Below are 21571 nucleotides of genomic sequence, written 5' to 3'. Positions count from 1 at the left end.
GCTGCACGCCGCACCGAGATGGCCTCAGAGGCCATGCAACGCAATAAGCGCGCATCGGGTGCTTCGCTTAAATCGTACCTCGCAGCGGCACCGAGCGCGTTGACCCCGGAGGGCCAGCGCGAAGCGCTGGCCCTTGGGCTTGTCCATTACAAAACAAGTGACACCGCGTCGAAGACCGGTCGTCTCTCCATCGAAATCGACCCGCTGCAAGCGCGGGCGCAACGGCTGCGCAAGTCCGTTATCACGAGTGCACGACTCCATGACCAAGAAGCGAAGAAAGGATCGAGGCGGGGCAAGTGGTACATGCTCACGCTCACCTACCGAGACGGAAGCCGTAGCGGCCCTCGTGACGTTAGCGAGCTACTTAAACGCATGCGCGGCCACTTCAATCGAACTGTCGCTCGGCTCCGACGGCTCACGGGTCAAGTGTTCCGTTACCTGTGGGTGGGCGAACTCACCCAGCGCGGATGGCCCCACTACCACCTCCTGATTTGGGTTCCGCAGGGCATGTGGTTTGGTCGCGTCGATCACAGGCAGTGGTGGCCGCACGGATCCAGCAAGTTCGAAGAAGCCCGCAACGCTGTCGGGTATCTCGCAAAGTACGCATCGAAGTTCAGCAGCGTGATGGCTGCTGCATTTCCTAAGGGGTTCCGCACGCACGGTTGCGGCGGACTCAATGAAGAATCCCGCCGCGAACTGCGGTGGTGGAAAGCGCCCATCTCTGCACGCGAAGCGCTCGGCGTAGAAGCCGACATTCGCAAGTGCCAGGGCGGTTATTTCGACAAGCTCACCGGGGAGTTCTGGTCGTCCCCGTGGCGAGTGACATTCGCATTCGGCCGGACTATCGCTTGGAAGGTAATCCCACTATGAAAGTTGAAATCATCAGCGAGAACATCGCCGTTCGTTCGTTCCCCGCACGCGAAGGCAAGGCCGCAACGGTCTTCCGCGAGCAGAAAGCAGCCATCGTCCGCCCGGGCGATTTCCCGCTGCCGTTCACCGTTGGTCTGGATGAAGACCAGCAGCCCTACAAGATCGGGACTTATGACCTGTGCCCGACCTCCTTGCAGAACAACAAATTCGGCGGTCTGGAGTTCGGTCGCCGCATTCGACTGCTGACGCCGTCGCCCACGCCGGGCCCGGCGCCGGGCAAGCCGTAATTTTCAGGAGTTCCCATGGAAGAGGCCGTTCTCACGCTGTACTGCAAACAGGCGGATTTCGATGCCTCGACCGGGCAGTGTGCGCATCCCTTCTATGGACCAGCGCCGATGCTTCTTCCGCCCATCGACGTTGCCGAAGGCCTCGCACTGTCAGCCGCAATCGCTGGCATGTGGGGCGTCGGATACATGATCCGGCAAGCCCGCCGGGTCTCAGGCGGTTAACCACCATCGAGAGAGAGAGAGAAAGTCATGAACAAGAGCACCAATCTGTACTCCAAGGCCCGCAACGTCAGCATCAAGGCAGTAACGGTCGTCACCACTGCACTGGTTTCCGCTCCGGTGTTTGCCGGCCCGCTTGCGGAGGCGGCTACCGGCGGCATGGATATCGCCGAACTCAGCCTGATCGGCGCTGCCGTTCTCGGCATGTGCGGCGTCGTTGCCCTGATCCGCGCCGGTCGAAAGGCATCCGGCGGCTAAGGCCAGGTCAACAGTAGGGGCGGGGAGACCCGCCCCTTTTTTGTTCAGGGGATACGTCATGGCTTACGCCGGTTATTTCGTGATGATTGGGTTTCTGGGGGGACTATGGCTTGCACTCGATGGTTGATGGTTCATCGCGGTCTGATCGCCATCGCACTCTGCGTGCTTCTTGCCTCCGCGATGGTGCCGAATGTGGCGCTCGCCCAAGCCAAGAATTGCTCGGTGGATGGGAGCGGATGCAGCCTCGCCGAGGCGATGGCCCAGTGCAACGCTTTCGTTCCCGGTGCCACCAACAATAACGTTTCCGGCGGTGTCACACGGAAGGTGTGCAATAAAGAAGGCGGTCCTGCGTCCGGCCGAATCATCATGCAGTACTGGGGGCGCGCGGCCGGCTCCACCAATGAGGGCGGCCCATATCTTGGCGGTTTTTGGTACTGGACCAATAAGTGCTCGGTCGAGCCTTCCTACACCGGCACGGGCCCGTGGTCCTCTGGCGGTGCGGCCAAGAGCGGCAGTCTTGGCTGTCGTAACATGTGCGACGGAATTTGGGGGCGCAATGCCGATAGCTCCATGACGTGGCAGGCCACCGGGGGCCTTTGCCCGGACAATGAGAAGGGCACGTGCGACAACTACGGTAGCGGCTATTACTGGAATGCGATTCTCAATGTGTGCGAACCACCTGAAGGTAAGTGCGGCGGTCGCCCCCAGAATTCGCTCGGCCAGTGTGCCCCGGAGCCTTGCCCTGAGGGCATGACGCTTCAAGCGGATGGCACCTGTAAAAACAAGACCAACGAATGCCCTGTTGGCCAGATCAAGTCACCTGATGGCAAGTGCTTACCCGGTGATGGGCAGTGTGCCCAAGGGGAAGTGCGCGGCAAAGATGGCACTTGCAAGAAGGATAGCGACGGCGACGGCGAGCCTGACGAGGGAGAAGAGGGCGGCGAGGGTCAGGACGGTAAGAAGAGAGACGAGTTCTCCGGCGGTGATGACTGCAAGACCCCGCCCACCTGCAGCGGCTCGCCGATCATGTGCGGACAAGCGCGAATTCAATGGCGCATTGACTGCAACACTCGCAAGAACCGCAACATCGCTGGCGGGACATGCAGCACGCCACCGGTCTGCACAGGCGACAAATGTGACGCGCTGGAATATACCGGCTTGCTCATGCAGTGGCGCACTGCCTGCGCTACCGAGAAACTTGCCCAGGGCAACAATGGAAACGGAGGCGCCCAGCCGGATTGGACCAAGGTCGGGGGCATGTCCACCGATCCCGGTGCAGGATCGTCACCTGATGATTTGAAGGTTCTGACCACAAAGACCCTCAGCGTCTCTGACCTCGATCAGTCCGGCATCGGCGGTGGAGGTTCATGTATGGGTTTTGCCTCCGGCGGCAGCAATGGCATCACCTCCGGGTTCATGTCGGCCATCTCCACGCCCCCTCCGTTCTTCTGCCAGTACATCGCGCAGATCAAGGCCCTGATCATCACCATTGCTGCGGTCGCCGCGGCTGTCATCCTCGCGCGAGGTGGTAACTAATGCCTCAGATCATTGCGGCCCTCGTAGCCCTTCTTGTCTCGGCCGCACGGCAGTATCTGCCCGGCATCGCTGGCCGAATCCTTCTCGCCCTCGGAATCGGTTTCGTTACCCATGAGATTGCCATGCCGTCGCTCAAATCATTGGTTGAGTCGAAGTTCGGCGCGCTTCCACCTGTCCTGCAGGCCTATTGGGGTGCAACTGGCATTGGCGTGGCCGTGACCATGATCCTTTCTGCATGGATTGCCGGGCGCGCGCAGAAGGCCGTGTTAAGCAAGCTGGGGAGCAAGTAATGGCGCTCTATCTCGTTACCGGCCAGCCAGGACACGGCAAGACTGCATATGCGCTGGACAAGGCGTTCAAGTTCCAAAAGGAGGGGAGGGCGATCTTCGCTCACGGCGTAAAAGACCTCGACTATGCCAAGGCAGGGTGGACGTACGTCGATGACCCGAAGAAGTGGGAGCAGCTACCCGATGGCGCTGTCGTCTTGCTCGATGAGTGCTACACGGTTTTCCCGAATCGGAATCCGGGCGCTGCTGTACCTGCGCACGTGCAGGCTATGGCCACGCACAGGCATCGCGGCTTTGACTTCATCATGATCGCGCAACAGGGGTTGCAGCTTGATCCATTTCTGCGCGGCCTATACGAAGAGCATGTGCATGTCCGACAGACCTCGATCATGCGCAGCAAGACAAAGCTCAAGCGCTGGAACCAGTATCAAACTAACGTCCAGGTCAAGTGCACCGATGTGATTGATTGGGTGCGACCTAAGTACGTCTTTGACTACTACACCAGCACCACGCTCGTCACTACAAAGCGAAGCATGCCGATGTGGATGCGGTGGCTGTTGGTTGCCATCGTCGTAGTTTCAGCTCTCGTACTAGGCATCAAATGGCAGCTACAGAAGAAGATCGAGGACTATTCGGGCCTCCCTGCCGCTCAGCAACCCATGGGCGCTGGACTGCCCGTGACTGCCGCCAGCGAAGCGGGGGCGGGCGCGGGCGGGCCAGTGACCTACGGGTCCACCGCTGAGTACGCCAAAGCTCATTTGCCTCGCATTGGCACAATGCCCTGGACAGCGCCGATCTACGATCAGCGTGCGATCACCACTGATCCGCAGCTGATCTGCATGTCCAGCATGGAAGGTCTTGATGGGAACGGACAACGCTCTGAGGCATCGTGTACGTGCATGACAGAGCAGGGCACCCGTTACGACCTCTCGCAGCCTGAGTGCCGCACCCTTGCGCGCCACGGGCCGGTCTACAATCCGTACAAGCAGCAGCGCGACATGCAAACCGGGGCAGGCTTGCCCGCCTCCGCACAGGCCCAACCAGCTATTGGACCCGTCCCGGCCATGCCGACAGGCGGCGACGCGATAATCAGCGTGGGAGAGCGCCCCATAGGCACGTTCCCCGAATCGGCGCAGAACCGTTACAGCGGAAGTTGACCTGACACGCTTACGGCCGGTGGAGATATGATGCACCCAGCTATAGGGGGCTACATGGACGTGAGAGCTATTCTGTTACTGGCGGCTATTGTCGCCAGCCCAGCATCTGCCCAGCAGGTGAATAAGTGTGTTGAAGGCGGCAAGACCAGCTACCAGTCTGCGCCGTGCGCTAATGGCTCACCTCAGAAGACGTGGGATGCCACTCCACAACACGAAACGTATGACAATCAGCTCCGGTTGGAGCGTATCCGCCAGGACATGCGTCAACGTCAGCAGCAGTCGTACCGGGCGGCCTCCGGTGGCGGCGCCAGTGGTGCGGTGGTCAGCCAGTACAGGGAGCGTGACCGCTGCCAAGCTGCTAAAGATCACCGGGACGCGGTGTACCGTGCCGCAGGTCTCAAGCGTTCGTTCGAACTTAGTAGGCAGATGGACGATCAGGTGTACGAAGCCTGCAAGTGATGGGGTGTAGGGGCTGAGCCCCTACGGTTACGCCTTCAACCTGCTGACCGCCCGAAGTGGCGATCGCGGAACTCGCCCAGGTCAACAACGACGACCTTGACCATCTGGCGCTGACCGGCTTTTCGTTGACCAGCCTCGGCCTTGCGCCGGGAGGCAAACCCGGCGACCCTGAGTTCCATCTGATCGCGCCATGCCAGCCCGGCAATCCGTTCGGGCGTCATGCGGTCACCGTCAGGGCTGACTAGGTAGTTGCCTCTGACGCTCCAGCCCGCGAAGGGGCCGGTCAGGTACTGGCACATGCATCAATGCTCGCTTTGTCCTTGGAACCACGGAGAGGCAAGAGCGATGCCAGCAGTGTCGGTTTTGCTAATTGTTGTCATCCAGATTAGGCCAAGAGAATCAGTGGGTTGGCGGAGTCTTCACTGATGATCAGCCCTAGGCAGTTGCCGAGCTGCAGTGAAACGACACGATCTTGGCAAATATTGCCGGGAACTGACACGATCTAGGGTCGGCGACTATGTACAGACTTGGGCAAACCCGCAAGGACCTGGGTACCGCCGCATCCTGCCCTTGGGACAACGGACCGGCGAGGATTTTGTTGCAGTAGCCTCCACTCGCCATAGCACATCGGGCAGGGGTGCACGTCCGCTCGGATAAGGGACGCAGAGTCGCAAAGCTCTAATTTAGGGTGACGCTGTGCGCTTCTCTGCGAAGAGAGAGCTTCGTTCTTCTACTCGTGTGCGTGCTTACTGGATCACGTGCTGCCTCTGCCCGAACACCCTTGATCGCTCAGTAGGACCGGGAAGTTAGGCAGCCTCCGTGGTGCCAAATTAGGTTAATTGGCGACCAAATATAGTTTAAAAGCTATATGTGTCAAAGACTTGCGGTTGAAAGCTCCGGCATGCCCGTGATATGACTCTTTTAACTCTCAATGACGGGCTAAAAGAGCATGAGCTGAGGCAACAGGTACCCTGCCAGAACGAAGAATGGCTCGGGTAGCAGCCCGAGCCATTCAGATAAATCGGTTGACCGCCGATTAAGTTCAGGCTCCCACTTTTCTACCCCGTCGTCAAGAGGGATGGGCACCTGTTGTCTCTGTTCGGGAGACGCGGCAATGGCAGTAGCGACTCGCGCTAAAAGACCGCCCCCTGATTTCGTCATCAGAGCGGGCGAGTTGGCGTTGTTCGAAGGCAGAGTGGTGAAGATCGTAGGCGTGCACTCGCAAGAGAAGATCCAGTTGAGATTTGTGGACACGTCCGAGTATTCGTGGACGAGTGCGATGCTCCTTCGTCCAATCCGATCGAAAACAAATGAAGGCGAACTTCGCGATGTGCTCAGCGTGGATCCTGAGCAGGAAAAGAGTGCTAGGAGGTGGAGCGCGGTTCTTTCGGAAGCGGCGAAATGTTGCGGCGGCAGACTGACTCAAGATCGATGTAGGGAGATTGCCGCCCGTATGGATGTGTCCACGCGCACCGTGAATAGACGATGGTCGCGGTACCTAAACAACCCCATCCCAGGTGCTCTCCTGCCCGGGTTGCCAGGGCCCAGTCCAGGCTCTCGCCGGCTGCGGCCGGTTGTCGAGAGCATCATCAACAAGGCGATCGATGAGCTCTACCTTGTACGTGAGCCGGCGACGGTCTCGTCTGTAATTGAGTACTGCAGCTCGCTGGCTCGGAGCTCGGGAGTGAAAGCCCCGAGTGGCAAGGCGGTGCGCGAACGCATACGTTGCAGAGACCCTCTAGCGTTGGCAAAAAAGAGACTTGGATACCATCAGGCGGTTGCTCAGCAATCCCCTTCGGTCCGCGGGCTGAGTCCAACCTCCGCCTTAGAAATGGTTCAGATCGACCACGCACTGATCGATCTCATTGTCGTCTCCCCGCTAACACGTCAGCCGATCGGCCGACCGTGGATAACAGTGGCAATTGATGTGTACACGCGGTGCGTGCTTGGCTATTACTTGAGCTTTGACACGCCAAATCAGACTTCAGTTGCCCTTGCATTGGAACGCGCGTGCTTCCCAAAGCACTCGTGGCTACGAAGCCTTGACTTGACTGTCAGCTATCCGATCTTCGGAAAGATGCGAAGCATCCACTGGGACAATGCGAAGACATTTCAGGCCAAGGAGATCAAGGCCCAGTGCGCTAGGTACGGGATTCATATCCAGGAGAGGCCGGTCCGCAGTCCTCATTACGGTGCATACGTTGAGCGTTATATCGGCACGATGATGGGTGCTGTGCATTTGTTGCCCGGAACCACCTTCTCAAACTCCAAAGCCAGGGGGGACTACCAGTCTGAGAAGAGGGCGGTGATGTCTCTCGTTGAGCTCGAAAGGTGGCTCGCCCTTGAGGTTGCCGGGGGCTATCACAACAGACCACATAAGGGCCTAGAGGGGCGGACGCCACTTCAGGTGTGGAAGGACGCTTGGACGGATGCTTCCGGAGCGGAGGTTATCCCGCCGATCATCGGCGACGCCCGCGACTTTGTTCTCGGATTCTTGCCATCCGTGCAACGCCGAGTGGGCCGGGAAGGGGTGAGTGTCCACGGGTTGCACTACTGGGATCCCGCACTTACACCGCTTATCAATGGACACATCGATCATCGTGTTCACTTTGATCAACGAGATCTGACGAAGGTCTATCTTCATTTCGGTAGCGACTACATCGATGTTCCACTGAAGGACAGGTCGCGCCCCCCTTTCTCTTTGTGGGAGCTGCGCGAGATTCGCGCTCATCTTAAGGCCGCAGGCCGGAGGGCCTCAGCCGAGAGCGAGCTGTTCGAGGCGATGGAACAACAGAGAGAGATCCATAAAGCGGCTGCGGCGAAGTCAAAAGCAGCAAGAAGAAAGATCGCCAGGATTCCTGACGCGCCCGCGGTTCCGGCTCAGACAGTGGACTACACCGAAGCTGTCGAGCCTCTGAGCGTTAGCGAAGGAGTGGTGAAATGAAGCTACGTTCAGTTGTCGCGCAGGCCGAAGCCAGTGCAGACGGTGAGATCAGTGCCGGAACCCTGCTCGCACAGCATAGTCTGGTTCCCTTTGTTCCTCACCCGGCGGCGGTTCGAGTTCTTAGGGCGCTGAGCTGGCTTCGGCGCAATGCGGCGGGGTTGGATCGGCCCAAGTGCCTCCACTTGGCGGCCGAGTCGGGGATGGGAAAATCGAGGCTCCTTAGGTACTACATGTCACAAATGGCCGCGGAGAGCGCTGCGTCAGGATTGCGTCGGCGTGAGGTCATTCTTGTCGAAGCTCCGTTCGATGGTCACCATCGAAAGCTCGCCCGCGCGATCATTGACGCGTGTTTGCCTGGGTATCCCGTCAACCGTACAAGTAGCGCGTACGACGTCGCACTGATGTTGATGGATTCGTCTGGGGTCAAGCAGATACTCATTGATGAAGCTGGCAATTTTCTCAACGCTGGTAGAGGGACTCAGCAGCAGACATTGGCGTTCCTCAAGGCAGTGTCGAATCGTGGCATGACCGTCTGCATTGCTACGACTCGCAACATGGTAAATGTGCTAGCTGCGGATGAGCAGCTTCAATCTCGGTTTAATAGGGCAGATCTTCCTGCGTGGAAGGAGTCGAGGGAATTCCGGCAGTTCCTGGCCGGCCTCGAACAAGCGATAGCGCTTCCCTCGCCGTCTCATCTCGATAGCATGGCGGTTGTCAAGTGGCTCCTCGTCAACGATTGCAGCACCACGGCCAGGCTGGTCGAGTTGATTGTCTCTGCAGCGGCTATCGCTAAGCGGGAGGGACTTCCGTGTCTTACGTTGCAGGCTCTGGAGCGCGCGCAAAGCCTGGCTATTGAGGGGGGAGGGGTCGGCCATGAAGCTCAGTGACCTCCCCATTCACTTGCCGGCGTTTCCTGGTGAGAGCGTCCATTCTTGGCTCGACGCCACGCGGCGAGAGCTTTCTCTGAGTGAAGCGGAGTGGTGGAGATGGTGCAATTGCCAGAACGTAGAGCATGAGCGCCCGGGCAGCGGCCGCATGTGGCAGGGTTTGCCCCCGGCGATCGGGGACATCACATCTATTCCCCCAAGTTGGCGGATCGGGGTCGAATGGCGCCGCCGCTTCTGCCCGTCCTGTTTCACTGAAGCTAAGGGCGGGACCAGACACCCGACCTTGGTGGATTGGCTGGATGCCAGGGCCATTGCATGCTCAGAGCACCGCTTACTGCTATGCGAGAACGTGCCCTCTCCTGTAATAGGTCTGGAGGTACACAATGAGGTGAAACTTCTTTACGACTGGCTTCAGGCGTGGCGCACGGGGGGTCTTGATCGATCCAGAGACTTGCTGGCCAGAGATCTCGTCATTGCTTCCACAAGGAACTGGGGGTGTCAGCACGACGGGATTGCCAGTTGCGAGCTTATTTGGGTTGTGGCGGAGATGGGCTGGCCAGCGCCCCGGCAGTACCACTCCTATCGGCCAGGCTGTCCTTCTCGAGTTGGGCAGCTAGCGTCCATTGAGCGTGCCGCTGCGCTTCTGGGGGCCTTCCGTGCTTGGAGTTCGCTGTGGGGCGAGCAGATGGACAAGCTACCGAGGTGGCCACTACCCGCCTGGATGTGGCTACAGCGTCGGTGTGGGGAGAGGGGGCAGTCGTCACACTACCGCCAGCTGCGCAGTATTGTCTCCTCGTACGGGAAGGTCGTAAGGCGCAAAGATAGGTTCTGAGTACGGCAGCATTGGGAGGCGGGGGCGTCATGCCCGCCTCCTCACTTTGGAATGGGCTTGCGGCTCGTGTGGGTCTTCAATTGCACCCCGTGAGCGTCCAAGAAATCTCCCATCGCACTCCTGCGCTGTAAGACCAGAGAGGGGATCTCCAACTGCAGCCGTCTAGCAACGGATACCGCGTAGTTCACCTGGGCATCCGTCGGGGGTCTTAGGTCCCAGTCCAGGCAATCGGCGATAGTTGGCGCCACTCGCCTGCTTAGACGCGCAGCAAAGGCGTCGCGCTCTGCCCCCTGCGCTAGTCTTCTCCATTGCTCTTCCAGTGCTGCCAGGACCCCTGAAGGGGCATCAAGGACAAACAACATGTCGCTCTCTGGATTGATGAGGAGCAGTGCCATGGCGCAGCCGGGGTGTGATACATATAAGTAGTCTACCTTTGAGGTGGTAGCTATAGAAGTAGCCCGTGGCCAATCCTGCATTCCATGCAGGACGAGACTTTCGCTACCCAAATTGGCTCCGCCATACGTTCACGCCGTACTGAGCTCGGCCTCAGTCAGGAGCGATTCGCCGACGGCATTGCTATGCATCGCGCGTACTACAGCTCTATTGAAAGGGGGGAGAAGAACATCACCCTCGCAACGTTGGTGAGGCTTGCCGAAGGGTTAGGCGTCAAGCCGTCCTTCCTCTTGGGTAGCGCAGGGTACTGACCGCACGGGGACTGCTCCCGGGCGCGCCTGAATACACTTTCCTGACCCGGAAGAGGGCAGGTCTCCGCCACAGGGCGTGCTCTGGGTCAACGGTCCAGCCCTGGGCAGCCTGGGTGCGTTAGAGATTGCACGCGGACTTGAGCTGGTCACCATGCCATCGGGTGTACCGCGACAGGTAATCCTCGGGTCGTGGGCGCATTCCGGCGCGAATGCGCAGCAACGTGGGCTATACCAATGCGTCCAGACAGGCAGGTGTCAGATGTAGAAGAGGGCAACATCTGCGCGTGCTGCTATCCCTTGGGCTCTCAGTAAAAGTGTCGTAGCGACACGTCGGCAGTCTTCTGAGGCTGCAGCCGCGTAGTGCTCACCGGTCGCATCCGCAGAAAGGAAAGGTCGTTCTACGGCGCTGAGCCGGCACTTGAGGAGAAGGTGATTAGGGATCGTTATCAGGGGTAGGGCGGAGGTCCGCTTCTGGCCGGAAGCAGACATGCGGTCGCCGCAGGTGACTAGGGTTCTTTATCAGCGGTAGGGCGGTCGCGTTTAGTCTCTGAATGGCGTGTAGCAGCCGGTTGGCACCGTGGAAATCAGTAAACATACTGGCGAGTAACCGGCAGTTGTGCGGATGCGCGTGGCAGAAGGCAAAAATAGACTCGATGCTCCCAAGTGGAGCTCGACATGTCGTCTACGCCGATGTGTATGGCAAAGGGGACGGGGGATGTCCGGGGCGCTCTCGAGAGGTGTTGCGGCTGACCGCGTTGGCATCCGCCTGCTTCATGAGCTACGCAACCTTTGCGGCCCCGCCTCCAGACCATGGGTTGGAACCCTTGCCCACGCTGCCCGACACCTTCACCAACGGCGATGGCACGGTTCTTTCGCTGGAGGGCGGGTGGCCCTTCGCCCTGGGTTCGGGTGACACCGCGGAAGATCTGACCGGTTGGAGAATCGAACCCCAGGCGCAGGTGATCTGGCAGCGCGTGGACGTCGACGACCTGGTCGATGACATCGCGCGCGTACGCTACAGCGACGGCGTTTCCACGGTCGGCCGGTTGGGCATCCGGCTCAATCGCATCGGCAGTGGCCAGGGCCGCAACGGCGGGCCCCGGGCCAGCGACGCGTGGCTTCGCCTGAACGCGTGGCACGAGTTCAACGGATCACCCAGGACAGAGTTCTCCAGCGCAACGGGGTATGTGCCTTTTACGGCCGAGCAAGGTGGGCATGCGTTGGAACTGGTGACGATGATGGGCAAGGCAGGACAGGAAAGGCGGGGCCAAGCCCCAAGGCGCAGCACCTGGTCGTCTGCGCGAATGGCGCAAGGGGTGATCGACGCCCAGCCAAGCCAGGATACCGATGGACCGTTGCAGATCAACGCGCACAGTGCTTAGCAGCGTCGTCCGAATCGGCGTAAGTGCGTCAATGGCTGCAATGCTGACTATGCTGCATCCAAGGACTTCAACTGCGCGGTCAACAGGCGAGTCAGGCTGCGGCGTGCAAAGTACCCCTGCAACTGTCGGGCCTTGATGGTTCTTGCTCTCAGGCGAGCCTGGCCACCCTCGCGATGCTCAATGCGATAGCAACGTGACGCCCCGCACAGCTCTGCCTGGCTCGCGGTGACCGTCACCACGGTCACTTCCAGGCTGGTGAAGGCAACCTCCGCGGCGATGTCGGGGTTCTCAGTGCTGGCGCGTTCGATCAAGGTCCGGAATCGCCCCAAGTCTCGTTCGCCGCCGCTGCTGAGCGCTCCGACATTGGTTGCACGGCGGACATCATCTTCGTCCCCGGGAACAGCTTGACTCCACCGCTCGGTGCGTTCGGGAATGACTGCTCGTACGACCTTGCCACTTGGCTCAATCAGGTCGATGACCACATCGAGCAAGTACACCGGTTCCAATCCCAAATTGGTCACGAAGCAGTGCGCATCCAGGTCCTTGCCCGCGCCCGAGGTGATCAGGATGGACGGTCGCTGCTGGCGTCGGTAACTGCGAAGGAAAAAACCCAGATAAACGACCCATATCAACGCTGTCACGCATGTCATGGCTGCGGTTATAAGGGGCGCGAAATGAAGCAGGTTCTGTAGCACGTTGAGGTTGATCCCATCGCTTCGATGCGTGTAAGCAGGCGGATGCCAATACTCGCGTTTGAGCCGCTTTCATCTTGTGAAGCGTTCAGCACCTGCGGTTAGGGCCTGCGGGCACGCGCAGCTGAATTAGCTCCGTTTCCTGCTCAGGGGCATCCCGCAGCGCATGACACTTCAGCTTCACCCGCGCTGTGCAGAAGGACGCGCACCTTCAGGTAGGTGTCATCCATCTGGCCTCGAATTTTGACGTAGCCTTGGCACGGGCTGCGCATACTTTCCGTCCATTGCTCTGGAGGAGAACGGCAGTGGGCAACTCATCACAAATTTTGTCGACTCCGAAGGTCCTGAGGCTCGAGGTGATGCCGCTGGACTTCGGCGAAGCTGCGGTGGTGGTGGAGCTGAAGTCTGAGCCGCCTAAGCGTTGGCTTAAGGCGCTCAAGCGCGAAATGTCCGACACGGAAGGGCTTGAGTCTGCCTCTGCCAAGTTCGACGGTTGCTTTGTCTACGTTCTGGGACTGGAACCGAGCATCGGAGACGCTGCCCGCCGAGTCAGCCGACTGCTTGCCGCAGTTCAGGAAAGGCTGGTGCCGGGCAATGGCAATTCTCCGGAGACGGAGATGGCTACAGCACGCCTTCCGACCCCATCAAATGCTGGCCTGGCTGCCCGCGTGATCAGCGGTGCCTGAAGGAATAGATGCAACGCTGGGCCCGCGGCCTACTCGCGCGGACGGACTGCTGAGCAAATGAACTGTTTAACTACGTGGCGATTTCGTTCGAGGACTTGGATAGGTTTCAACGGACGCATAACCCAAGCTCCGATAGCCTCATCGTCAGCATCAATGCCGATGCTGTCAATGGAGAACTGACATGGGCAACCAGAATCAGCAGGGTCAGCAGAACCAGCAGGACCAGAAGGGTCAGCAGGAGCGGGACAACCAGGGTCAGCAGCAACAGGATCAGGATCAGAAGCGGGAGCGCTCCGGCCAGCAGGGCAGCCAGGACGAAGAGGAATAAGCAGCTGCCAATCGCCCGGACCTGAATGCCAGGATGGCCCGGCTCGATGTCGGGCCATCGTCATTGTTGGGGCCGTAACGCAAAAGAGCAGCCGCGCCTGCCTTCAGTGGAGGGCGCGCACGCCCGCGATCGCTCTTCAGTCTTTCGATGCCCTTCGTTCAAACTGCATGCATTCGGCGGGAATGAGTCATCCTAAGTCCCAAGGCGGCGCAGGTAGCTCGCAAGCTTGAGAACGGTCGCTGCCTTGGACTCTTCAAGCAATCGGAGTGCCGTGGTCTTTCGAGAGCCGATGCCGGCAACCGCTTCCTGCACCACGATCGTGTCGTATTCCCTGGCGTTGCCATCGAAACATGTGGCCGTGATACACGACTCCGCCGTCATTCCTGCAACGAGGAGCTCCCTTACGCCAAGCTTGGCAAGCAGCACGGCCAGTGGGGTGGCGAGAAATGCGGAGTGCTTGGGTTTGAGCACGAAATAGTCACCGTGTTCCGGTTCCAGAATCTTCGCGATCGCCGATGACTCCCCCTCGGTGGCCAAGCACAGCCTCACCAACTCCTTGAAATCCATCTGCCAGTTGGCGAAGTTGTCGTTGGCGTAGATGACCGGATGGCCGAGCGCCCGGAAGCGCTGGGCGAGCGTCGCGATGTGCCGAGCGGCTTCCAGCGCCTTCGGCTTCACCTGGCCGGCTTCCGGGAAGTCGAACAACGTAAACATGTCGATGATCAGGAGCGCTGGGCTGGGTGTATTCATAGCTGCTCTTGCCCCTCAATCGCCCGTTTGGCTGTGAGGCGCCGCCAGCGGTTTGGACTGCGGTGAGTCCTTCTGACGAAGGAATATGGTCAGGATAACCAAGGCAAGCACGGCCAAGAACTCACTCTGCCAGTTCTGGAAGGATTCGAACCAGAAGCTGCTGCTCCACAGGTGTTCCCAGCAGGTGGGAGCGGGCAATCCCTTCGCGAGCTGCTCATCGACCTCCGCACGCCAGCTGCCAGCAAGATGCAGCGAGAAGCTCAGCAGGAACAACGCCGTGAATGCGATCGCCAAGGAGTGACCGTAAAGCATTTTCCAAATCCCGCCTCTCCGAACGGCCCAAGGCATGGGACCCGGCTCAACTCGCTCTTGCTCCTGCGCATCATCCAGTGGGCGCGATTCGGCCGAACCCTTCTGGCGGAGGCTGACGGTCAGCAGGACATACATGCCCATCTGAAGGAACTCGCTTTCCCAGTTCTCGAAGGTTGCGCTGAAGAAATGGCCGCTATGCAGGTAGTCAAATAGGCTCAGTGCAGCGCGGTGCGTTTCAGCGAGTTCCTCGTTGTGGGTCAAAAAGCCAGTCCATATCTGGCCTCCCAAGAAGACTAGGAGAAAAGCCAGAAGCACGATCGACAAACCGTTTCTCTTCCACATGCCCACACTGCCTACAGTTGAACGAACGTCTCGACAGTAGTCCTGCGACTAGCGAATTGCAGTGAAGGAGCGGCGATCCACGCCGCTCCCCGGTTTAGCCACTAAGTCCTGGCTTTTTGCCCAACGTGTTGCCTTGCCCAAAGTTGGGCTGAGTTTTTCCATCGCGCTCGCCCGCGCCTTCGGGCTCTGCCTCTCCCGCCTTACCGCCCTTTCCATGCCCATGCTGGTTGTAGCCAGCGTTCTCAGTGGCACGATTGGCGGCGCTTTCATCCGCAGCAGGCGGCTTGGCAGGAACGAATGGCGAAATCGGGTCACTCGCGGGGAACGTCTCCTCCAAGGCCTCTTCGTGGTTCCTGTCCGTCTGGGTCTTCCGGTGATGCTCCTCAGCCGGTGTTTCGCTACGGGCCTTCTCCCCGGGCACAGGGAGATCTTTCTCGTCTCTGCTCATAACCATGCGCCTCAAGCGGCCTTCGCGGCCTTGGCGTTACCACCAGACTTGGCCAAGATCGTCAGCTTCTCGTCGGTTACCTTTTCTTCTTCCAATGTTTCCAGCAGGAGCGGGAGCGCGTCCTTGTAACCCAACTGCTTGGCGAGGGCCGCGATGGTGCCGTAGGAAGCGATTTCGTAGTGCTCGACCTTCTGGGCACCGCCAATAAGGGCGGCATCCCGCACCGGGCCTTCCTCGATACTGTCGATGGCTTCCTTACCCTCCTCAACCAACCCCTCCATGGCGGCGCACTTGATGCGCTTGAGACGGATGCCCAGCAGCTCGACAACCTGGTCGATGCGTTCGATCTGACCCTGTGTCTCTTCCAGGTGAGTTTCGAAGGCGGCGGCCAGGTCCGGATTGGAGGCGGCTCGCGCGAGGCGCGGCAGTGCCTTGGTCAGCTGCTTCTCCGCGCTGTAAATGTCCGACAGTTCGTGGATGAACAGGTCTTCAGCGGTCTTGATCGCCATGATGGTTCTCCGGGTTGGTGGTGGGTGGAGCCCTGAAGCTAAGCGCCCTCTCGTTAGGTTGGTGCGCAAATCTGTGAAGGCCTGCTACACGCCTGCAACGTCTTCTTGCGCGCACGGCATGCACAGGTCTTTTTTCGCTTTGAGATGGGCCGCAGTCTTGGCCAACTGCTCGTATCGAAGGCGGATTTCCTCCAGACGCTCCTGGTCCATCTCCTCCAGATTCAGTAACTCGTTGTTGGCGTTGCTGGTCACTCGGATCAGCTCATCCAGCTTGATGTGGATGGCGGCGGTGTCGGCATTCTGGGTGTGCTGAATCAGAAACACCATCAAGAAGGTCACGATCGTCGTTCCGGTATTGATGACCAACTGCCACGTGTCGTTGAACCTGAAGAACGGTCCGCTGCTCGCCCAGACAATAACCACACCCAAGGCCGCTACGAAGGCGCCCAACGATCCCGAGGCGCGCGAAGCAGAACAGGCAATTTTGCTAAAAAACGGTTTCGACATGGTCCACTCATGCGTGTTGAGTGGAAGAGAACCTACGACCGCGAATGTCGAGGATTGGTGACTTTCAGCATCGTAGGAAACCCGAAGTGAACGCTTTCGAGGGGACGCTTACGGCAAAAGGGATGTGTGCGGGCCGTTGACAATGTCCTTTCGCCGTTTTCACGCATTTAGAACGAGGATTGCCGGCTCATGCCAGCGGAGGATCCGAGGATGATGGCCGACGCATTGAGGCGTTTGAGTGACTGGACTGCCCAGCCTGCGTTCCGAGAGTTGACCGTGCGGGAGGCTGCCATGCACCTGCAAGAACTTGCACCCAGCTACCCAGGTCCTTTCGATCAACCGGTGGAGATTTGTGTAAATGGGTGCCGGTGGTTTGCCGAGGAGGTCGAGGCAGTCGCGGACGCTATCCACAGGGCAGGACGGCGACCCCATCGCGCGAGGGAACTGCTCGGCGGTCCCGAATGGGGCATCTTGCGCAATGCGGCCGGCCTGTGGGCGGTGACCGGTCCCATGGCGGGGCGGAAGTCCCAGTACCGCGAGGGATCCGCGTTGGTCCAGGCTCGCGAGCCCGAGGCAGCAGTTGAAGCTTAGATCACTGCTGCGGTGGATCTGAGGACGCAGGGCCGCCGGCTGATCTTTGCGAAAATTCCATGAAACGAGCAGCCGAAATCGCCTGGCGGCTCCCGCACGCAGGGCACTCCAGCACCGCCCCGCCACCCGGTATGTTCACGAGGCTCGGCGGGGCAGTAGCATTGGTGACGCGGTGGCAGGAAAGACATTCAGCCTGAACGTTAAGCACCATAGGTTCCTCATCCGAACCCGGCCGACTTGGCTGCACGTTGACTTCAAACAGATAGAACAGCCCAGTATTTGGCATGCCAGAGATTTCGCGTTTAGTGGCGCAAGCGGGGGAAGCCCGGGCCTAAGTATTGCCTTCATCATAAGTACCCAAGACCGCCGTAGCCAGAGCCCGGTGGAGTCCAAATGTGCTGGCCGACGATGAGGGCCAGAAACGCTTCGAGGTCCGAGGTCGCTAAGTCATCAGCGTAGGTGATGTGTCGGAGCTGAGCCTCATCTGTGAAGGGGCGCGCGATTCCCGTTCACGGCGGGCCTACGGTGGTGGGACTAGAAACAGTCTACTTGCCTGGGAGTAGATGCCATGACTGACGACAAGAAGAAGACCGGTTCCCCGGATCGCGACCGAATCAACGTCAATGAAGATTACGAGGTCCAGTATTGGACCAAGACATTGGGCGTTACGGCTGCCCAGCTAAGGGAAGCGGTCAAGGCCGTCGGCCCCACCTCGGCGGCGGTTCGTGAGCACCTGGGCAAGTGACGGGCGCGAGGCATGTCCCTCACCGAATATCGCCGCAAGCGCAGCTTTAGCAAGACCAAAGAGCCCGAACCCGGCAAGGCACTACCCGCCGGGCAGCGGGCCATCTTTGTCGTTCAGTTGCATCATGCCAGCCGTCGTCACTACGACTTCCGCCTCCAGCTTGGTGACGCGCTGAAGAGCTGGGCCGTGCCCAAAGGGCCAAGCTACGACCCGAAGGTCAAGCGGATGGCTGTTGAGGTGGAAGACCATCCCGTCGACTACGCCAGCTTCGAAGGCGAGATCCCCAAGGGCGAATATGGTGGGGGCCACGTCGCCCAGTTTGATCACGGGGTCTGGGCCACCGAAGGGGATCCCGAGGCCCAACTCGCCAAAGGACATCTGCGCTTCGAACTGTTCGGATCCAAGCTCAAAGGCGGATGGCACCTGGTCCGCTCCGGCAAGCCGGCGCGCCAACCGCAGTGGCTTCTCTTCAAGGAGGCCGATGCCTACGCCAGCCAGGTCGAGGCCGATGACCTGTTGGGGGATGTCGCCGCGCCCCCTGCCGCAGACCTCAAACGGGCCGGCAGCGGGAAGCCCGACAAGAAGCGGCTCAAGGCGATCCCCGTCGCAAAACCCGCTCGACGCGTGGATTGGGCCAAGAGGGCGTTGGCGCTGACCAGTGCTAAAAAGGCCGAGGCCCCCCAGGGTCCGTTCGAACCCCAGTTGGCCAAGCTGGGCGACTCGCCACCCAAGGGCGACCAGTGGGTTCACGAGATCAAATGGGACGGCTACCGGATCCTGGCCACGGTAGCGCAAGGCGAGGTTCGCTTGTGGTCGCGCAACGCGTTGGAATGGACCAACAAGATTCCCGAGATACGTGATGCCGTCGCTGCACTCGGTTTGAAATCCGCCGCCTTGGACGGGGAGTTGATCGCGGGGCGCGGGACGAAGGAAGACTTTAATCTGCTTCAAGCCACCCTATCTGGCGAGCGCCAGGGTGCGCTGTCGTATGCGCTCTTTGACCTTCTGCATATCAATGGCGTGGACATTGCGGATGCGCCGCTGCTGGAACGAAAGGAGCTGTTGGAGGACGTCTTGAAGGGAGCCTCATCCCATTTGGCCATGAGCTCGCACATCGCCGGCGATGGGGAGGCGGCCTATCGTTTGGCGGGTGAGCAGCATTTCGAGGGCATCATCTCCAAGCGCGCCGATCGCGGCTACCACGGCGGCCGAGGTGAGGATTGGAAGAAGACCAAGCAGTTGGCCAGCGACGAATTTGCTGTGGTCGGCTACACGGCACCCAAAGGAAGCCGCACTGGTTTCGGATCGTTGCTACTGGCCAAGCCCGACCCCGAGCATGGGTGGCTCTACGTGGGGCGCGTCGGCTCGGGGTTTTCGGACACCCTGATCGGGGAGCTGACGGCGCTGATCGGCATCGCCGGCGGGAAGAAGCCCACCGCACATGTCCCAACGACAGAGACGGACTTGCGGGCCGCCACCTGGTTTGCGCCCCGGTTTGTCGTCGAGGTCTTTTACCGAGGCATTGGCGGGCAACAATTGCTGCGCCAAGCGTCGCTGAAAGCGGTGCGGCCCGACAAAGACGTGGCCGATCTAAAGGACTCGGATTGGAGCAGCGATACCGGCGGCGGTGCTACATCTGCCAAGCCGAACAAACGTGGGAAGCAAGCCGTCACCAAACCCGAGCGCGGTGTCGCCGTCAAACCCACGAACAGCAAGGGCAGGGCGGGTGCAGGAGAGCGGGTTCCCCCAAAGCTCTCCAGCCCGTCCAAGGTGATCTTTCCCGACATCAAGGCCACCAAGCAGGAGGTGTGGGACTACTACAGCGCGGTTATGGACCATCTGCTGCCTGAGATCGTTGGGCGTCCACTGTCGATCATCCGCTGCCCAGCTGGCACCGGCCGGCCGTGCTTCTTCCAGAAACACCACACTGCGGGGCTGGAGTTGGTCACTTCGGTGAAGCTCAAGGAAGACAGTGGGATCAATGCCTACTACCTGGTGGTCGACGACGCCGCCAGTCTCTTGGAGCTTGTGCAGTTCAACGCCTTGGAGTTCCACCCTTGGGGCAGCCACGCCGATTCGCCCGACCGCGCCGATCGTGTGGTGTTCGATCTTGACCCGGGCCCAGACGTGCCGTTCTCCGAGGTCAAGAAAGCTGCAACCGACATAAGGAAGCTCCTTCAGCAGTTGGAGCTGGAGTCCTTCCTGCGCGTTTCCGGAGGCAAAGGCTTGCACGTGGTGGTGCCGTTGAATCCGGGATGCGATTGGGATTTGACCAAGCGGTTTGCTCATGGATTCGCAGACGCTTTGGCACAGTCCGAGCCGCAGCGATTCTTGGCGACGTCGACCAAAAGCCTGCGCAACAAACGCATCTTCGTCGACTACCTGCGCAACGGCCGAGGGGCTACCGCCGTGGCGTCCTATTCCTTGCGAGGCAGGCCCGGCGCGCCGGTGGCAATGCCCATCGCGTGGAGCGAGCTGTCGAAGCTCACCCGGGCCGATAGCTTCACCATGAAGGACGTGCCCGCCAAGCTCAAACGCAGGCGCAAGGATCCTTGGGAAGGTATCGAATCAATCCAACAGAACTTGGCACGGTGGGCACAGGACGACTGATCCCACTTACCAGCTGCCGTTGCTTTTCAGGAGGAATCACTATGCGTCGATCCATCGTTTGCGCCGCCGTCGCGCTTGTCCTGTCTGCGTGCGGCGGTGGGAACACAGAGTCCAGCGTCCAAGCGCCCGGGGCCGAAGAAAGCGCGAAGACCAAAGCGCTAGAGACCGGGGCGGCCGTGCTGCAGGACCGGCCTCCGGTCGACGCCATCAACGCCTATCTGGACGGGTTCCATTTCTACAACGGCCAGATGAAGGTCCAGATGGAAGCCCATCACTACTGCTCCATCCTCAACGAGGATGTCATCCAGTGCACGATCTACGACGGCAATGTGAAAGACGCCAAGCTGATGGGGGTGGAATACATCATCAGTGAGAAGCTGTTTGCAGGCCTTCCTGAGCAGGAAAAAGCGCTGTGGCACAGCCATGTTCAAGAGGTGAAATCGGGTCAGCTCATTGCGCCGGGGATTCCCGAGGTGGCCGAGCATGCGCTGATGGAGAAGCTCATCCACACGTATGGCAAGACCTGGCACACATGGCACACAGACCTGGACAAGGACCTGCCCCGAGGCATGCCGCAGCTGATGATGGGGTTCACCGCAGACGGCCAAGCGGACCCGGCCATGGTCGCTGCCCGTGACGCCCGGCTCGGGGTCAGTAGTGAGGACAAGCGGAAGCGTCGTGCCGATATCGCCGCGCCCCCCATCGATGCAGGGGCGGATGCGTGGCAGAAGGGGAAGGTCATCCAGATCGAGGACCCGACCGGCGGGCATGTTCACGCAGGGAAAGATGAACCTGACGCGCCGTCCGACGGGGACAAGAACGCGACGTCCAAGGGCAGCTCAGAAGTGTGATGGCGGGCGTCGAGGTCAAGACCAAGACGTCCGTAGGCTGTTACCGGGTTTCGATGACCAGAGCCCGTTGGAACACCGGCAGCATTGGGCTGAGCGGTATTCTCGGTGCCAAAGGGTGCTGCGCCGAACGCTTGGAAGGCTCCCCAAAAGCCGAGAGCCGCGCGTTGCTGACGGCGTGATGCGAGCCACACTGGCCGCAGCGGAAAAGCGCGCCGCCCGGAAGCTCTATTAGGGAGCCACGGGAGGACGCGGTGGTCGTGCTGCAATGGCTGCATTCGACGGTAAGCGCCAGGATTCGCTCTACGTCGCCAGTAGAGGCATAGCTCGCTTCAAAGGAGCGAATGACAAAAGATGCTGAGGTGGGCATCGTTGCTCCTG

23 protein-coding genes are annotated in these 21571 nt (G+C 60.0%); 17 read left to right on the top strand and 6 right to left on the bottom strand.

From position 1 onward, the window contains the following. The 8 genes from QMX81_RS11900 to QMX81_RS11865 all read left to right on the top strand — a co-directional run. The coding region (locus QMX81_RS11900; protein WP_282261747.1) for a replication initiation protein at nucleotides 1-870 on the top strand (870 nt) is incomplete at its 5' end. Then, the gene (locus QMX81_RS11895) at nucleotides 867-1157 is read left to right on the top strand and encodes a single-stranded DNA-binding protein (RefSeq protein ID WP_282261745.1); all 291 of its coding nucleotides are present in this window, start codon (nucleotides 867-869) and stop codon (nucleotides 1155-1157) included. The genes QMX81_RS11900 and QMX81_RS11895, both read left to right, overlap by 4 nt. A gap of 15 nt (nucleotides 1158-1172) precedes the next feature. Continuing rightward, complete coding sequence (locus QMX81_RS11890) at nucleotides 1173-1379, top strand: hypothetical protein (protein ID WP_282261743.1); 207 nt, start codon at nucleotides 1173-1175, stop codon at nucleotides 1377-1379. A 27-nt stretch (nucleotides 1380-1406) separates the two neighbouring features. Continuing rightward, complete coding sequence (locus QMX81_RS11885) at nucleotides 1407-1634, top strand: hypothetical protein (RefSeq protein WP_282261741.1); 228 nt, start codon at nucleotides 1407-1409, stop codon at nucleotides 1632-1634. A 126-nt stretch (nucleotides 1635-1760) separates the two neighbouring features. Further along, nucleotides 1761-3170 carry a hypothetical protein gene (locus tag QMX81_RS11880; protein ID WP_282261739.1) on the top strand — a complete coding sequence of 470 codons (1410 nt, stop codon included), beginning with the start codon at nucleotides 1761-1763 and terminating at the stop codon, nucleotides 3168-3170. Continuing rightward, nucleotides 3170-3460, top strand: a complete 291-nt coding sequence (locus tag QMX81_RS11875; RefSeq protein ID WP_282261737.1) for a DUF2523 family protein — start codon at nucleotides 3170-3172, stop codon at nucleotides 3458-3460. Before QMX81_RS11880 ends, QMX81_RS11875 begins: the two co-directional genes overlap by 1 nt. Continuing rightward, entirely contained in the window at nucleotides 3460-4614 is a 1155-nt protein-coding gene (locus QMX81_RS11870) for a zonular occludens toxin domain-containing protein (RefSeq protein ID WP_282261735.1), read from the top strand. The genes QMX81_RS11875 and QMX81_RS11870 overlap by 1 nt, the downstream gene beginning before the upstream one ends. 54 nt (nucleotides 4615-4668) lie before the next feature. Continuing rightward, complete coding sequence (locus tag QMX81_RS11865) at nucleotides 4669-5073, top strand: DUF4124 domain-containing protein (RefSeq protein WP_282261733.1); 405 nt, start codon at nucleotides 4669-4671, stop codon at nucleotides 5071-5073. A 35-nt stretch (nucleotides 5074-5108) separates the two neighbouring features. On the opposite strand, the gene QMX81_RS11860 is transcribed toward QMX81_RS11865, so the two are convergent. Beyond that, on the bottom strand, nucleotides 5109-5372 hold the full coding sequence (locus QMX81_RS11860; protein WP_282261731.1) for a DUF3653 domain-containing protein: 264 nt from the start codon (nucleotides 5370-5372) through the stop codon (nucleotides 5109-5111). 779 nt (nucleotides 5373-6151) lie between these two features. Between QMX81_RS11860 and QMX81_RS20955 the strand changes: the two genes are divergently transcribed. The 4 genes from QMX81_RS20955 (at nucleotide 6152) to QMX81_RS11840 (ending at nucleotide 11822) form a co-directional block, all read left to right on the top strand. Beyond that, a complete protein-coding gene (locus QMX81_RS20955; RefSeq protein ID WP_336619088.1) occupies nucleotides 6152-8017 on the top strand; it encodes a Mu transposase C-terminal domain-containing protein in 1866 nt (621 codons plus the stop codon). After that, nucleotides 8014-8904, top strand: a complete 891-nt coding sequence (locus QMX81_RS11850) for a TniB family NTP-binding protein (RefSeq protein ID WP_282261728.1) — start codon at nucleotides 8014-8016, stop codon at nucleotides 8902-8904. The genes QMX81_RS20955 and QMX81_RS11850 overlap by 4 nt, the downstream gene beginning before the upstream one ends. A gap of 1311 nt (nucleotides 8905-10215) precedes the next feature. Beyond that, nucleotides 10216-10440, top strand: a complete 225-nt coding sequence (locus tag QMX81_RS11845; protein WP_282261726.1) for a helix-turn-helix transcriptional regulator — start codon at nucleotides 10216-10218, stop codon at nucleotides 10438-10440. An 824-nt stretch (nucleotides 10441-11264) separates the two neighbouring features. Continuing rightward, a complete protein-coding gene (locus QMX81_RS11840; RefSeq protein ID WP_282261724.1) occupies nucleotides 11265-11822 on the top strand; it encodes an autotransporter outer membrane beta-barrel domain-containing protein in 558 nt (185 codons plus the stop codon). A 47-nt stretch (nucleotides 11823-11869) separates the two neighbouring features. Here QMX81_RS11840 and QMX81_RS11835 read toward each other — a convergent pair whose 3' ends face one another. Next, entirely contained in the window at nucleotides 11870-12517 is a 648-nt protein-coding gene (locus tag QMX81_RS11835; RefSeq protein ID WP_282261722.1) for a hypothetical protein, read from the bottom strand. A 302-nt stretch (nucleotides 12518-12819) separates the two neighbouring features. On the opposite strand from QMX81_RS11835, the gene QMX81_RS11830 reads away from it, so the two are divergent. Both QMX81_RS11830 and QMX81_RS11825 read left to right on the top strand, forming a co-directional pair. Next, a complete protein-coding gene (locus tag QMX81_RS11830) occupies nucleotides 12820-13200 on the top strand; it encodes a hypothetical protein (protein WP_282261720.1) in 381 nt (126 codons plus the stop codon). A gap of 181 nt (nucleotides 13201-13381) precedes the next feature. Next, nucleotides 13382-13528, top strand: coding sequence for a hypothetical protein (locus tag QMX81_RS11825; protein ID WP_282261718.1), 147 nt, complete (start codon nucleotides 13382-13384; stop codon nucleotides 13526-13528). A gap of 192 nt (nucleotides 13529-13720) precedes the next feature. Here QMX81_RS11825 and QMX81_RS11820 read toward each other — a convergent pair whose 3' ends face one another. The 4 genes from QMX81_RS11820 to QMX81_RS11805 all read right to left on the bottom strand — a co-directional run bounded on the left by QMX81_RS11820 (nucleotide 13721) and on the right by QMX81_RS11805 (nucleotide 16396). Then, the gene (locus QMX81_RS11820) at nucleotides 13721-14278 is read right to left on the bottom strand and encodes an isochorismatase family cysteine hydrolase (protein WP_282261716.1); all 558 of its coding nucleotides are present in this window, start codon (nucleotides 14276-14278) and stop codon (nucleotides 13721-13723) included. A gap of 15 nt (nucleotides 14279-14293) precedes the next feature. Next, complete coding sequence (locus tag QMX81_RS11815; RefSeq protein WP_282261714.1) at nucleotides 14294-14932, bottom strand: DUF6766 family protein; 639 nt, start codon at nucleotides 14930-14932, stop codon at nucleotides 14294-14296. A gap of 459 nt (nucleotides 14933-15391) precedes the next feature. Further along, nucleotides 15392-15889, bottom strand: coding sequence for a ferritin-like domain-containing protein (locus QMX81_RS11810; protein WP_282261713.1), 498 nt, complete (start codon nucleotides 15887-15889; stop codon nucleotides 15392-15394). Between the two features lie 84 nt (nucleotides 15890-15973). Beyond that, nucleotides 15974-16396, bottom strand: coding sequence for a low affinity iron permease family protein (locus QMX81_RS11805; RefSeq protein ID WP_282261711.1), 423 nt, complete (start codon nucleotides 16394-16396; stop codon nucleotides 15974-15976). Between the two features lie 1159 nt (nucleotides 16397-17555). Between QMX81_RS11805 and QMX81_RS11800 the strand changes: the two genes are divergently transcribed. The 3 genes from QMX81_RS11800 to QMX81_RS11790 are packed head-to-tail and all read left to right on the top strand — an operon-like array spanning nucleotide 17556 to nucleotide 21193. Next, complete coding sequence (locus QMX81_RS11800) at nucleotides 17556-17732, top strand: DUF3606 domain-containing protein (RefSeq protein WP_282261709.1); 177 nt, start codon at nucleotides 17556-17558, stop codon at nucleotides 17730-17732. 12 nt (nucleotides 17733-17744) lie between these two features. Continuing rightward, nucleotides 17745-20342, top strand: coding sequence for a DNA ligase D (ligD, locus tag QMX81_RS11795; protein WP_282261707.1), 2598 nt, complete (start codon nucleotides 17745-17747; stop codon nucleotides 20340-20342). A 41-nt stretch (nucleotides 20343-20383) separates the two neighbouring features. Then, nucleotides 20384-21193 (top strand): OBAP family protein, encoded by an 810-nt coding sequence (locus tag QMX81_RS11790; protein WP_282261705.1) that lies wholly within the window; start codon nucleotides 20384-20386, stop codon nucleotides 21191-21193. The last annotated feature ends 378 nt before the right edge of the window (nucleotides 21194-21571 follow it).

The organism is Stenotrophomonas sp. PS02301, from assembly GCF_029959485.1.
Classification (GTDB): domain Bacteria; phylum Pseudomonadota; class Gammaproteobacteria; order Xanthomonadales; family Xanthomonadaceae; genus Stenotrophomonas; species Stenotrophomonas maltophilia_Z.
This window is presented reverse-complemented; position numbering and strand designations above follow the sequence as displayed.